The 13,833-nt window shown below is 46.2% G+C and carries 13 protein-coding genes; 12 read left to right on the forward strand and 1 reads right to left on the reverse strand.

All coding sequences use genetic code 11. From position 1 onward, the window contains the following. The 12 genes from KDD36_12330 to KDD36_12385 all read left to right on the forward strand — a co-directional run. A partial coding sequence (locus KDD36_12330) for an ATP-binding cassette domain-containing protein (protein MCB0397439.1) occupies positions 1-488 on the forward strand: 488 nt, incomplete at its 5' end. A gap of 23 nt (positions 489-511) precedes the next feature. Next, positions 512-877: a four helix bundle protein gene (locus KDD36_12335; protein ID MCB0397440.1), complete on the forward strand. Its 366-nt coding sequence runs from the start codon at positions 512-514 to the stop codon at positions 875-877. Between the two features lie 35 nt (positions 878-912). Beyond that, positions 913-2,193: an HlyD family efflux transporter periplasmic adaptor subunit gene (locus tag KDD36_12340; GenBank protein MCB0397441.1), complete on the forward strand. Its 1,281-nt coding sequence runs from the start codon at positions 913-915 to the stop codon at positions 2,191-2,193. 297 nt (positions 2,194-2,490) lie between these two features. Beyond that, positions 2,491-2,838: a GIY-YIG nuclease family protein gene (locus KDD36_12345; protein ID MCB0397442.1), complete on the forward strand. Its 348-nt coding sequence runs from the start codon at positions 2,491-2,493 to the stop codon at positions 2,836-2,838. A 180-nt stretch (positions 2,839-3,018) separates the two neighbouring features. Further along, positions 3,019-3,225, forward strand: a complete 207-nt coding sequence (locus KDD36_12350; GenBank protein ID MCB0397443.1) for a helix-turn-helix transcriptional regulator — start codon at positions 3,019-3,021, stop codon at positions 3,223-3,225. A gap of 45 nt (positions 3,226-3,270) precedes the next feature. Beyond that, on the forward strand, positions 3,271-6,069 hold the full coding sequence (locus KDD36_12355; protein ID MCB0397444.1) for a DEAD/DEAH box helicase family protein: 2,799 nt from the start codon (positions 3,271-3,273) through the stop codon (positions 6,067-6,069). 1 nt (position 6,070) lies between these two features. Next, the gene (locus tag KDD36_12360) at positions 6,071-6,895 is read left to right on the forward strand and encodes a KilA-N domain-containing protein (GenBank protein MCB0397445.1); all 825 of its coding nucleotides are present in this window, start codon (positions 6,071-6,073) and stop codon (positions 6,893-6,895) included. Then, positions 6,895-8,463, forward strand: coding sequence for an N-6 DNA methylase (locus KDD36_12365; protein MCB0397446.1), 1,569 nt, complete (start codon positions 6,895-6,897; stop codon positions 8,461-8,463). Before KDD36_12360 ends, KDD36_12365 begins: the two co-directional genes overlap by 1 nt. Beyond that, positions 8,460-10,250 (forward strand): restriction endonuclease subunit S, encoded by a 1,791-nt coding sequence (locus KDD36_12370; protein ID MCB0397447.1) that lies wholly within the window; start codon positions 8,460-8,462, stop codon positions 10,248-10,250. The genes KDD36_12365 and KDD36_12370 overlap by 4 nt, the downstream gene beginning before the upstream one ends. Next, the gene (locus tag KDD36_12375; protein MCB0397448.1) at positions 10,240-10,548 is read left to right on the forward strand and encodes a hypothetical protein; all 309 of its coding nucleotides are present in this window, start codon (positions 10,240-10,242) and stop codon (positions 10,546-10,548) included. Before KDD36_12370 ends, KDD36_12375 begins: the two co-directional genes overlap by 11 nt. Positions 10,549-10,951: 403 nt before the next feature. After that, the gene (locus tag KDD36_12380; GenBank protein ID MCB0397449.1) at positions 10,952-11,269 is read left to right on the forward strand and encodes a hypothetical protein; all 318 of its coding nucleotides are present in this window, start codon (positions 10,952-10,954) and stop codon (positions 11,267-11,269) included. Continuing rightward, positions 11,270-12,772: a putative DNA binding domain-containing protein gene (locus KDD36_12385; protein ID MCB0397450.1), complete on the forward strand. Its 1,503-nt coding sequence runs from the start codon at positions 11,270-11,272 to the stop codon at positions 12,770-12,772. Between the two features lie 302 nt (positions 12,773-13,074). Here the strand turns inward: KDD36_12385 and KDD36_12390 are convergent. Then, positions 13,075-13,833 (reverse strand): OmpA family protein (locus KDD36_12390; protein MCB0397451.1); only part of this gene is annotated, 759 nt, incomplete at its 5' end.

A 13,833-nucleotide genomic window follows, 5' to 3' on the forward strand; every position in this document is an offset into this window, starting at 1 on the left:
GCTTTATCTTCAATGATACCATCTCCAACAACATAGCCGTGGGCGCTGAATACGTGGACCTTGACCGGCTTGTAAAGGCTGCCGAAACAGCCAACATAAGGGAGTTTATTGAAGGACTGCCCCTGGGCTACAACACCAAGATCGGTATGGAGGGCTTGGGCCTCAGCACAGGACAGAAACAACGCATCCTCATCGCCAGGGCCGTATATAAGAATCCGGAAATGATCCTCTTTGATGAGGCCACCAGTTCGCTGGATGCCGAAAACGAACGACAGATCATGCACAACCTGGAAGCCTTTATGAAGGGGCGCACCGCCGTCATCATTGCCCACCGCCTCAGCACGGTCAAGAATGCGGACCAGATCGTGGTACTTGACAATGGGAAGATCATTGAGTTGGGTACACATGATGAACTGGTGGACGCCAGAGGGAGGTATTTCAATCTGGTAAAGAATCAATTGCAACTGGAAAAGCTGGAGGAGAATTGAAAATTAAAAGTTGAAAATTGAAAATGGATCGAAAGCCGAATATAGTGAGGGAGATGAGTTTTGCCTTTGCGTTGAATGCAGTGAAAGCATATAAGGACATAATCCGGGAACATAAAGAATATGTATTGTCCAAACAATGGCTGCGGTCGGCCACATCCATAGGGGCCAATGTACAGGAAGCAGAACACGCTGAAAGTCGCGCTGATTTCACTCACAAACACGCCATCGCTCTCAAGGAAGCTAATGAAAGCAGATACTGGCTCGAACTCTTGTACCGATCCGAATACATTTCCCCGGTTTCATACTCGGCCCTCTCGGACCAGAACACCCAACTCATCAAACTTCTTGCAGCTATAATTAAATCTACTAAGTCCAATGCCCTTGCATAATTTTCAATTTTCCCTTTTCAATTTTCAATTAACCAATGCCTGAACATATTCACCTGCGCAGCGAAGAAGTCCAGGACATTCTGGGCAAAGCCCCATCGTGGATGATCCGTTGGGGTACGGCCCTTATCTTCTTTCTGATCCTGATGCTGGTCTTCCTGTCGTGGTTCATCCGCTACCCGGATGTGATCGCCGGGCCGGTGATGGTGACCACGGAAACCCCGCCGGTGAAACTGGTGTCCAACAGTTCGGGAAAACTGGTTCACCTATTCCATGCCGATGGACAAATGGTACAACAGGGAGAGCCCCTGGCCGAGATCGAGAACAACATGACACGCGAAGGCATGATCTTCCTGGATTCCCTGCTGCCCGATTTAGACCGACTGCTGGCGGGCAAAACCGGGCAAGTAATTTTCAACGATCACAATCTTGTTTTCGGAAGCCTTCAGCAGGATTACCAATCGCTCAAAACCGCCTGCACCGAATACGCCCAATGGCGCAATGATCCGTACGGTATGGAGCAGATCGGCAAGTTGAAAGACAAGATCAGCCAGTACCGCAAACTGATCGCCATCATGAAAGAGCAGGCAGCCCTGTCCGAAAAAGAACTCAAGAATGCCACGGAGACCTACCATGCCGATCAGAAGCTTTACAAAGACGGAGTGTATTCCAAGAAAGATTTCTTTGATCGGGAATCCGCATACAGGCAGAAACAGCAGACGATGGAAGAGCAGAAGAAAGCGATGACGCAGAATGCCATTGCCCTGAACGATCTGGAAAGTCAACTGCTGGATGCCGAACATGCACGTACCGAAACCGAGCGCAAGTACCGGGAAGACATTCAACAATACCAGGCCAGTCTGAGAAACGGCATGCAGTCGTGGGAACAGAATTTCCTGTTACGGTCTCCCATCTCCGGCAAGCTGAGTTATCTGTCTAACCTAAATGCCAATCAGCATGTCACCGATGGCGATGCCCTCTTTGCAGTAATCCCGGAAAGTGAAAGTTATACGGCCTGGATGGAACTGCCCTCCCAAGGAGCCGGCAAGGTCAGAAGCGGACAGCAGGTGCAGATCGCTTTTCAGGATTACCCTTCCCACGAGTACGGACGGATTGCCGGAAAGGTGATTTCCCTATCCATGATCCCCAACGGAAATGCTTACCGGGCAGAGATTCAACTGACCGATGGTCTGGAATCCACCTATCACAAAAAACTGGCATACAAACCGGAAATGAAAGGGACTGCCGAGGTGGTGACGGACGATCTGCGTTTGATGGATAGGGTATTCAACCGGTTCAGGGAGGTGTTGAAGCGGTAAGAAGGTTCCATTGCCCCCAAACCGTCAATGACCCTTTCCCTCCCACCAACAATTACCCGCTTATCCCCCAATCACTTACCGCCAACAAATCGTCAATTTGACGGTTCGAAGTCATGTCGGCCAGCTCCACCCCTGAAGTAGAAAAGCCGGGATTTAATGTCCCGGCTTTTCTATTATGTACTTCCCCGGCTTTTCACTTCAGGGCGTGGAGCCCCGAAGCGAACGAGGAACGAGTTCTGCTGCGGGGCAGTTATTCTTTCTCCATATATTTGCGTAGAGGGCACTAAATTTTCTACCATGCCCTTACCCTATTGCGTCTACGTCTTATTCAGTCAGAAGGATCATCTTCTTTACGTGGGTTATACCAGCAACCTTGAAAAACGACTGGAATATCACCAACAGGGAAAAACTAAAAGTACCGCCAATAGAGGGCCCTTGATCCTGATCTTTTGCGAATTCTATTTGTTTAAGCAGGATGCACTTAAACGGGAATCCTATTTCAAGAAGACTGCCGGTAAGAAAGCACTCCGCCTTATGCTTGCTTCAACCTTCCGTCAATTGAGGTACAAGGAAAACCCTGCCATTGTAAGTCTGCCAAAGGAAAATTCCGGAAGCGAACGAAGTGAGCGGGGACCGAATGAATGAGTGGAGCTGAGTTACCACAAAGAACTTGCGGCCATACATACGCCATTCCCCGAAAGGCTTCACCGGACCAATAGCAGAATGTTTCGGATAGCAGACAGCAGGTAAGGCCTGGTTCCTGCTTGCTTGGGCGCGGGTTCGAACTGTATCGGATTGCTTGTACCGCAACCCTTAGAGTGATATTTGAAGTACCATATCTTTTTCTTCTTTACTATCTTGGCGGAAAAGGGCAAGACCAACAACTGGCTGGCCGAGAAAACAGGCAAGAACCGTACGACGGTTTCCAAGTGGTGTACCAATGCCATGCAGCCTACCGTGGAAACCCTGTTCGAGATCGCCCAGGCGCTGGAAGTGGATGTGAGGGAGTTGTTGGTGTCGACGAAGAAGTGATTCAATGATGATCCATTAAGTAAATAAATTGTTTTGACCGGGTACATGAATGAAGCTCAAACAAGGAAGCAGATTATAGACCAGCGACTCCAGGAGGCTGGTTGGAATGTCGGCGACCGTACCCAGGTAACCGAGGAATTCGACATCCGGGTTGATCTGCCGGATGGTGTAAGCGAACCCTTAACTCCGTATCAGGGGCATCAATTCAGCGACTATGTGTTATTGGGCAGGGACGGTAAAGCAGTAGCGGTGGTTGAGGCCAAGAAAACATCGGTTGATGCTGCCATCGGCAGAGAGCAAGCCAAGCAATATTGTTACAACATTCAAAAGAATGACGGAAGTGAACTTCCTTTCTGCTTTTACACCAATGGCCACGACATCTATTTCTGGGATTTGGAGAACTACCCCCCAAGAAAGGTTTATGGCTTTCCCACGAGAGACGATCTTGAGCGGTATCGTTACATCCGCAAAGCGCGAAAAGCCTTGGCCGGGGAACTCATCAATAGCAAGATTGCCGGACGGGATTACCAAATGAGGGCGATTCGTTCCGTTCTGGAAGCCATTGAAAAACGCAAGCGCAAGTTCCTTTTGGTCATGGCTACCGGTACGGGCAAAACCCGGACTTGTATTGCGTTGGCAGAAGCTTTGATGCGCGCAGGCTGGGCAGAACGGGTTTTGTTCCTGGTGGACAGAATTGCCCTTCGTGACCAAACCCTTGATGCATTCAAGGAACATTTGCCCAATGAACCGAGATGGCCTAAAGTTGGCGAGAAAGCCATTGCCAAAGACAGGCGCATCTATGTCTCCACCTATCCGACCATGCTCAATATTGTCCGGGATAAAACGGCCAATCTTTCACCACATTTCTTTGACCTGGTTGTAGTGGATGAAAGCCATCGCAGCATATACAACGTGTATCAGGAAGTGCTTGACTACTTCAACACCATTACGCTGGGTCTCACAGCTACTCCGACAGATGTCATTGATCACAATACCTTCAAGTTGTTCGATTGCGAAGATGGTGTGCCCACCTTTGCCTTTTCGTATGAGGAAGCCGTGAATCACGTTCCCCCCTACCTGTGTGACTTCCAGGTAATGAAAATCATAACCCGGTTTCAGGAGGAAGGCATCAACAAACGAACCATTTCCCTTGAAGACCAGAAGCAATTGATACTTGAAGGAAAGGAGATTGAAGAAATCAATTACGAAGGCACCGATCTTGAAAAAACGGTAATCAACAAGGGAACGAATGCACTGATCGTAAAGGAATTCATGGAGGAATGCATCAAAGACCCGAATGGCGTTCTTCCAGGAAAAACGATATTCTTCTGTACGAGCAAGGCCCATGCAAGACGTATGGAGGAGATTTTTGATTCCCTTTATCCCGAATACAAAGGTGAACTGGCAAAAGTATTGGTCTCTGAAGATCCAAGGGTTTATGGGAAAGGCGGACTGCTTGATCAGTTTATCAACAATGACATGCCGAGAGTTGCCTTGAGCGTGGATATGCTTGACACCGGGATTGATGTTCGGGAACTGGTGAATCTGGTTTTTGCGAAACCTGTTTATTCCTATACCAAGTTCTGGCAAATGATTGGCAGGGGTACCCGGCTTTTGGATGCTGAGAAGCCCAAGCCCTGGTGTACCCAAAAGGATGTCTTCCTGATCCTTGATTGCTGGGACAATTTTGAATATTTCAAACTCAATCCGAAGGGCAAGGAACTCAAACCTCAAATTCCCTTGCCGGTTCGTCTGTTTGGATTGAGATTGGATAAGATTGAGCGGGCACAGGAACTGGAACTCACGGATACCATAACAAGCGAAATACAGAAATTGCGAAAGCAGATTGAAAATCTTCCGCAGAACTCCGTAGTCATCATGGAGGCTAAAAATGACTTGCAGCGGCTGGAAGATGAGAACTTCTGGACCAATCTGACCGCTGACAAGCTTGAATTCCTTCGCTCCAATGTAAAGCCATTGATGCGAACCGTATCCAATACTGATTTCAAGGCTATGCGCTTTGAAAAGGATGTGGTGGAAGTATCACTGGCCGGATTGGAGGAAGACAAAGAGCGTTTTGAGACATTGAAGGACGGACTGGTAGAAACAATTTCCGAACTTCCGCTTTCTGTGAACCTGGTTGCCGTAGAGGATCAATTGATCAGGGAGTCTCAAACCAATAAATTTTGGGTGACTGTCGATGAAGCAAAATATGATGAACTGATTGTGAAGCTTTCTCCTCTCATGAAGTTCATTGAATCTATGGTTGTTCCCCTGGGACCTGCCCGGTTCAACTTTCAGGACATTATCAATACCAAGGAACGGGTTGAGTTCGGTCCGCAACATGAAGCCGTGAGCATTGCCCGCTACCGGGAACTGGTTGAGGAAAAGGTCAAAGAATTGGCTGAGGTCAATCCCATCCTCCAAAAGCTGCTCAACGGCTCCAATATCACGGAAGCCGAAGCCGAGCAACTGGCCCAGGAGCTACATGACGAACATCCGCATATCACCCTGGATCTGCTCCGAAGGGTTTACAACAACCGAAAGGCAAGGTTTGTCCAGTTCGTAAAGCATATCCTGGGCATTGAGGTTCTGGAGAGCTTTCCGGAGGCTGTCAGCAAATCATTTGACCAGTTTATTGCAGAACATAGTTACCTTTCCAGCAGGCAACTTCAGTTTCTTGATCTGCTTCGCAACTTCATCATTGAGAAAGAGGAAATACAAAAGCGAAACCTGATTGAATCACCTTTCACCATGATCCATCCGGAAGGGATCAGAGGTGTATTTAGTCAAAAAGAAATTGACGAAATCATTGAATTAACCCATAAAGTGTTGGCAGCATAGTATGGCAAAAAATAAAACGATTCAGGTCAGGGGCACTGAAATAACTGTACTGAAAAATGGTTCGGACGATTATATTTCCCTGACGGATATTGCCCGGCACAAGGATCCTGAACATACCGATACCATCATCCAGAATTGGATGCGTAACAGGAATACGATTGAATTATTAGGCTTCTGGGAGAGCATTTACAACCCTGCTTTTAAACCCCTCGAATTCGAGGGGTTTAGAAAACAAGCCGGGTTAAACAGTTTTGTAATGACTCCCAAAAGGTGGATTGAATCCACCGGTGCCATTGGAATAATATCAAAACCAGGAAGGTATGGCGGAACCTTCGCTCATAAAGACATTGCATTTGAATTTGCTTCCTGGATTTCTATAGAGTTTAAACTCTACGTAATAAAGGAATTTCAACGCCTGAAGGCTGACGAGAACGACCGCCTTAAACTGGAATGGAACCTGCAACGAACGCTGGCCAAGGTCAATTACCGGATTCATACGGATGCCATTAAGGAAAACCTCATCCCACCTGCCCTGTCAAAAGACAAAATCAATTTTGTGTATGCCGATGAGGCTGATATGCTGAACATGGCCTTGTTTGGCATGACAGCAAAACAATGGAGGGAGGCTAACCCGGATGCTGAAGGAAACATCCGTGACACAGCTACCATTGAACAACTGGTGGTTTTGAGCAATATGGAAAGCATCAATGCCGTGCTGATCCGGCAGGGCCTAAACCAAAGCGATCGGCTGGAACAGTTGAACAAAATTGCCATTACACAAATGCAATCGCTCTTGCACAACAAGAACATCAAGAAACTGAAATAATGCTTCAAAACAACAGCACCCTGAAATCACTCATCGGCAAGCTCTGGCAGAACTTCTGGGAAGGTGGCATTACCAATCCCCTGACAGCCATTGAGCAAATTACATATCTGCTTTTCATGAAGCGGCTGGATGACCTGGAAGCCAAGCGGGAAAGGGATGCGGAGTTTACGGGAGAAAAGTATAAATCCCGTTTCGAAGGAATTTTCACTATTCCCGGAACGGATGAGAAGGTGAACAAAAACGATCTGCGTTGGAGTGTGTTTAAGCATAAGCCGGCAGAGGAAATGCTGCTGCATGTGCAGACAAAAGTGTTTCCTTTCCTGAAACAATTGAACGGCGATACATCTCCATTTACCAAACACATGCAGAATGCCGTATTCATTATGCCCAAGGCCAGTCTGCTGGTTTCGGCCATCAACATTGTGGAGGATATTTTCAAAGAGATTGAAAAGGATGCCATTGAAGGCGGACATGCCTTTCAGGACATTCAAGGGGATGTGTATGAAATGCTGCTGAGTGAGATTGCGACGGCGGGAAAGAACGGACAGTTCCGTACGCCAAGGCACATCATCAAACTTATGGCGGAACTGGTAGAACCCAAACTGGGCAACCGGATAGCCGATCCCGCTTGCGGAACAGGCGGCTTTCTCCTGGGAGCGTATCAATACATTCTCACCGACCTGGTCCGAAAAAAGGAACCCGAAAGATTGGTAAGGGATGATGACGGATTTGAGCAGGCTACCATAAGCGCTGTCCTGAATCAAAAGACCAAAGATATTCTCGATCATAGTTTCTCGGGCTATGACTTTGACACGACGATGGTGCGCTTAGGCATGATGAACCTGATGATGCACGGTATAGACGAACCTTTGATTGACTACAAAGACACGCTGAGCAAAAGCTACAACGAAACCAGCCAGTATGATGTGGTCATGGCCAACCCACCCTTTACCGGGAATATTGATAAAGGCGACATCAACGAAAGCCTGCAACTGCCCACCACCAAAACCGAACTGTTGTTTGTAGAACGGATCCTTCACATGCTCCGGATGGGCGGATCGGCTGCCGTAATTGTGCCCCAGGGTGTACTCTTTGGGAGCGGGAAGGCATTTAAGGCCTTGCGAAAAATGCTGATGGATAGCGCCGAATTGAAAGCCGCGATCTCCTTGCCCAGCGGTGTATTCAAACCGTATGCAGGGGTAGCCACCGCCATCTTGCTTTTCACCAAAGGCGGAGAAACCGGGCATGTCTGGTTTTACAACATGGAAAATGACGGATACAGCCTGGATGATAAGCGCAACAAGATCAAGGAAAGCGACTTGCAGGACATTGTTGCACAGTTTAAAAAGCGAGACCCGAAAAAGAAAACCGACCGCAAAGCCAAACACTTCTTTGTACCCAAAGCTGAAATAGCCGAAAATGGGTACGACCTGAGCTTTAGCAAATACAAGGAAGAAGTGTATGAAGAGGTGGTTTATGAAAAGCCTGAAGTGATTATTGGCAAGCTGGAAAAAATAGAGAACGGAATTCAGAAGGGATTGGCGGAATTAAAGGAGTTGGCGAAATGAGATTTGAGAAGTTAGGAAATATTGTAGCAATCAAGAAAGGGAAAAAACCCTCAATCGTGGATATTCCTGATGAAAATTCATCGCGAGTTCTTCAAATAGATGATTTGAGGAACGACAATGACATCAAATTCACGAATGACAAAAAGGGGGTATATGCAAACAAAGAGGACATACTACTTGTATGGGATGGCGCTAATGCGGGAACAATAGGCTATAATAAGGAAGGTTTTATTGGCAGTACGATTGCCAAACTTAGTTTGGTTAACCCTGATCAATATTCCTCGGTATTCCTCGGAAAGTTTCTCCAAAGCAAATTTGAATATTTGAGAAGCCGGGCAACGGGAGCTACGATTCCTCATATTGATGGGAAAGTACTCAGAGATTTGGCGGTTCCTGTTGTGCCAATTACCAGCCAACGCCACATTGCCAACATCCTCAGCAAAGCCGAGCACCTGATTGCCCAGCGCAAAGAAAGCATTGCCCTGCTGGATGAGTTTTTGAAAAGCACGTTTTTGGAGATGTTTGGGGATCCGGCGAGGAATGAGAAGGGGTGGGAAAAGCAAGCAGTAAAAGAAAATGCCACAGTGAGAATAGGGCCATTCGGAAGTTTGCTTCACAGAAAGGATTACATAGTTGGTGGAATACCACTGATTAATCCAAGCCACATCGTTTCCGGAAGAATTATTGTCGATCCTAACCTTACAGTTTCCACTCAAAAAATGAAGGAACTGACCTCTTATGTACTTAATGTAGGTGATATTATTTTAGGCCGAAGGGGTGAAATGGGACGTTGTGCAGTTATTACGTCTAAGGAACAAGGCTATTTGTGCGGTACTGGAAGCATGTATATAAGACCAAATGAGAATCTGAATTCAATATTTCTGCATTGGGTGGTTTCAAGTGATTCAATAAAGAAAGTCCTAGAGGATTCAGCCAAGGGTATTACAATGAAAAATTTGAATTCAGGAATAGTAGAAAGACTATTACTTCCTATTCCTCCTCTCAGCCTCCAAACCCAATTCGCCCAAATCGTAGAAAAAACAGAAGCGCTTAAAGCTCAATATCAGCAAAACTTGCAAGAGTTGGAGAATTTGTATGGGAGTTTGAGTCAAAGGGCGTTTAGGGGAGAATTGGTTCCAGCCAGGCCAGTTCAACAAAAACAAGCCAACATAACAGACAAAGCGTTGCTGGCATTTTACCAGAAACAGATTATTGGGCATGTCATAAAGAAACATCATGAACATAAAATGGAGCAAGGGGAGATGATTCTTGCCAAAGACCTGTACCACTTAGAAGCGCTGTACGGAATAAAAACCCATTTCCAGTTCAAAAACTGGCACTATGGTACGTATGATAACAAAATCCGTCAGTTGATCAACGGAAAAGATAAGTTCTTTACTAAGAAATCAGTTGGTCAGAAAGGATTTCAGGTTTTAGTCCTTGGCGAAAAGTCAAATGCTTTGTTTGATTCCAAATACATTAAACCGGAATTGGAACAAATAGACAATGCGATGGATGAATTACTTAACCTCTATGCCTCATTTCCCATTAACCAAAGAAGTCATAAGATTGAGCTTCTCAATACTGTTTGCAAGTCCATCGTTGACGAACAATCAGCAGAATTAGTCGAAGTCAGAGCGGTAATGACGCGATGGGAAACCACCAAAGCAGGTTTTAAAAGCAAGGCAGAGAAATTTACGGAGCAGGAGACTGATGAGATGATAAGGCTTATAGCCAAAAGAGGTTGGTTAGAACGTTTGCTAAATATGGCTCATAATGAAGCATGAAGAAGCTTTATACAACATACGAGTACAAGCGGCGAAATACCAAACATGCGGAAATCAGTCCGGTACTGAAAGCAAACAATGGCTTTTAGGTGTAAGATACGAGGATGGTAAAGCAGTATTCACTGTGACGGATGTTGGGAAAGGAATTTTAGACACGCTGCATAGGAGGTTCTCCAAAAAATTATTTGAGACCTTTACCTCAAGTGATCGAATTTTAATGGGCGCTTTCGACAAAAAATGCTGTATAGCCAACTTACAAATGTTGTCCCAATTTATCAATGTCAGCAACTTCCTATAGAAATAACGTCAGCCGGATAAGCGCCCAAATTGCCGACCTATTGAAGAACCAGGCAGCGGAGCGGAGAAAGGAGGTGGATTTGAACTCCAGGATCAACGATTTATCCAAAAGGGTACTTTCTTCGCGAAATACGTCCACTGCCCAAAGTTACCAGCGCCAGATTGAATCAAAATCAAAAGAGCTTGTCCGCATTCAAGGGAAGATTGCAGACTTTGAGAAAAAGATTGCAGACAAGCGAAAAGAATTATCCAGGAACCAGGAATACCTCACCAAGGCCCTTGATGCGGAAAACAAGAAAAGGCAGGATGATGAACTCAAATTCTTAAAGGAGAAAGAAAGGTTAAACCGATCTGATTTGAACAATCTTCGGAGTTATGGTGATGAAATACAGAGACAGCAAAGGATCTTTCAAAATTACCAGGTACCGGAAAGAGAACTGACAGGTCATGATGTTGACTATTCACTAAAGGAATTAACCGATTTGCACAAGCGGATTGACTCCGTATTAGAAAAGCTTGAAGAATTGGGATTGGGACAAGAGGTTATTTTCGAAGAGATTGAAGAGCTGAAAGCCAAAAGCAAGAAGATAAGCAAGAAGGACCTTGCGATGATGTTGATTGGCAAGCTGGTAAGTGTCGGAACGGGAAAGATTGACTCCAAACAGGCTGCGGATATTTTCCAGGAGATTACCCATATTGATCTGACAAAATGGATAGGATAAATGACCTCTGACCAACTCATATCCCGCCTCACCGACATTGAATGGGAAGACTTTGAGGTAAAGGAAGCCCGTTCGGAAGTTCCCAAAAACGCATGGGAAACGGTGAGCGCCTTTTCCAATACCGCCGGAGGCTGGCTGGTATTTGGGGTTAAGAAAACGGGGAAACAATACGAAATTGTCGGCGTGAAGAACCCGGAAAAGATCGAGCAGGACTTCACCAATACGCTGCGGGGTGACAAATTCAATGTGAAGATCGTACCGGAATGCAAAATGTATGATTTCCCGGAAGGGGCTGTCCTGGCTTTTTACATTCCCCTTTCCGATAAGAAGCCGGTTTACTACAATACACAAGCCAATACCTTCATCCGCACTGCCAGCGGAGACCAGAAAGCCACCAAGGAAGAAATTGATGCCATGTACCGTGATCAGGCCTTTGGCACACGTACTACCCAAGGCGTTGCGGGTACGTCTATCTCGGATATCCATGAGCCTTCCTATGAACGATACCGGGAATACCTTTCCCGGTTCAACCCTTCACATCCTTACAACCGCCTGAACAAAGAAGAGTTCCTGCAAAAGTTGCGGATCCGCCTGCCGGAAGATGGAACACTCACTTATGGCGGATTGCTCACACTCGGTACGGAATCGGCCATACAAAAGGCAATCCCCGGTTTCCGGGCAGACTACCTTGAAATTCCCGGAACCAGCTATACGGATGCCACAACGCGCTATACGTACCGCATAGACGAGCAGGAAAACCTGTGGGAGTATTTCTTCGCCATTTTCGAGCGGCTCCGCAGGCACCTTGACCTGCCGTTCAAGCTCACACAGGAAGGATTTGCTTCGGAAGATTATCCTCAATTGGGCGCTTTGCGTGAAGCCCTGGTGAACATGCTCATGCACAGCGATTATTTCAGTGCCGCCTGTCCGAGAGTCCGTGTATTTGATGATCGGATCGAGTTCTTCAATCCCGGAGCCCTGCCGAAACCTTTGAAAAAACTTCTGGAGGAAGATATTTCCATGCCGCGGAATCCCATTGTCGCCAAGTTCTTTCGCGTAGTCAGGTTAGCGGAAAATGCCGGCTACGGTTTTGACAAGATGATCAACGGTTGGAAAGCATATACCGGTACCGATCCCGAATTCGACCAGGGACAGGATTATACGAAAGTGACCTTTTTCTTTAAGAGTCAAGCCGGCACTAAGCCGGCACCAAGCCGGCACCAAGCTGGCACTAAGCTGGCACTAAGCTGGGACCAAGCTGGGACCAAGTTGGGACTAAGTATAACAGAGATAAGGCAGCTATTGGAATTCTGCCGGGAGGTCCAAACCATACAGGGCATTATGTCATTGATGAACTGGAGTGACAGAACCAAGTTCAGGAATAAATACATCAACCCTATGCTGGAGCATGGGTTTTTGGCGATGACCGAACCGGATAAGCCAAAGAGCCCCAATCAGAAGTACCATACGACGGAGAAGGGGATTCAATTGCTGGCGGAATAGCCTCTTTTATCGCATGGACATTTGCATGGATGATTTGTCCATGCGGGAGTTAATCAAACCACAGGTAACTGGTTCACTAAATCTTTCAACTGGTTCACTAGGATTACCGGGATTAACAAGCCATAAACGCGCCATTAAGGAGTCACGATGTTGAGGCAGAATGGTCAATTGACGTTGACATCAGGGAACTATTGATCCCGGAGAAGTAACGGAACCATTAAAAATCTTTGGGGAGGAGTTGCGAAACAGTTAGAAAGTAGTTACGGAGGGGTTGGAAACCTATTTCAGGACAAGACAGACAATTACCTAACTATTTTGACCTCAACCCGTCTGTTTATTGCCCTACCGTGCTTGGTTTGATTATCGGATTTTGGTTGGGTATCACCATAACCCTTCGTTTGAATTCTTGTTTTATCAATTCCTTTTGAAACAAGATAAGCAGCAACAGCCCTGGCACGCTCTTTTGAGAGTTCAAGATTCCTTTCTTTCGTACCTTCCGCATCAGTGTGTCCATCAATTTCTATTTTCATAGATGGCTCCGCTTTGAGGATCGTTACCAATGTATTCAGCGCAGTATATGATGCGGGCAATAGGTCACTTTTGTTAAAATCAAATTGAATATCCTCCAGTTCCAGAGTGTTTCCATCCTTTAGCTTCCTTGTCCATAACTCCATTTTTTCTTTTTCCGAGAGTTCACAAACACAAGATGCGTCCTTTGAAATAGGAACCACTTGAACATTGTCAATGTAGTAATAGGCTGCGTTAGCCAACCCCTTCACTTTGACATGTCTTCTGGTAAAATCAGATTTTCTTGGGGCATACCGGCTTATGGTAATGAATTCCTCTCCACCAGCGGCCTTATATACGCCACACATCTGATTCCATTGTCCGCTGTTTTGCAATGCTACGCCTTCCGGTGTCTCCACCGAAGCAGGTTTCATATTGAAAGACGTCTTTCCATCATCATCATTTGCCACATCCTCAATTGTTTTTGATATGTAAACACCCAATTGGTCGGTGACCACCCCGCTATTTTCAGCAAGGCTATAATATAATGACAC

Source organism: Flavobacteriales bacterium (assembly GCA_020435415.1).
Taxonomy (GTDB): domain Bacteria; phylum Bacteroidota; class Bacteroidia; order JACJYZ01; family JACJYZ01; genus JACJYZ01.

Bases quoted from the DNA above. Each gene is read 5' to 3' on its own strand.
- KDD36_12335 (MCB0397440.1), top strand. From the start codon at position 512: ATGGATCGAAAGCCGAATATAGTGAGGGAGATGAGTTTTGCCTTTGCG.
- KDD36_12340 (MCB0397441.1), top strand. From the start codon at position 913: ATGCCTGAACATATTCACCTGCGCAGCGAAGAAGTCCAGGACATTCTG.
- KDD36_12345 (MCB0397442.1), top strand. From the start codon at position 2,491: ATGCCCTTACCCTATTGCGTCTACGTCTTATTCAGTCAGAAGGATCAT.
- KDD36_12355 (MCB0397444.1), top strand. From the start codon at position 3,271: ATGAATGAAGCTCAAACAAGGAAGCAGATTATAGACCAGCGACTCCAG.
- KDD36_12360 (MCB0397445.1), top strand. From the start codon at position 6,071: ATGGCAAAAAATAAAACGATTCAGGTCAGGGGCACTGAAATAACTGTA.
- KDD36_12365 (MCB0397446.1), top strand. From the start codon at position 6,895: ATGCTTCAAAACAACAGCACCCTGAAATCACTCATCGGCAAGCTCTGG.
- KDD36_12370 (MCB0397447.1), top strand. From the start codon at position 8,460: ATGAGATTTGAGAAGTTAGGAAATATTGTAGCAATCAAGAAAGGGAAA.
- KDD36_12375 (MCB0397448.1), top strand. From the start codon at position 10,240: ATGAAGCATGAAGAAGCTTTATACAACATACGAGTACAAGCGGCGAAA.
- KDD36_12385 (MCB0397450.1), top strand. From the start codon at position 11,270: ATGACCTCTGACCAACTCATATCCCGCCTCACCGACATTGAATGGGAA.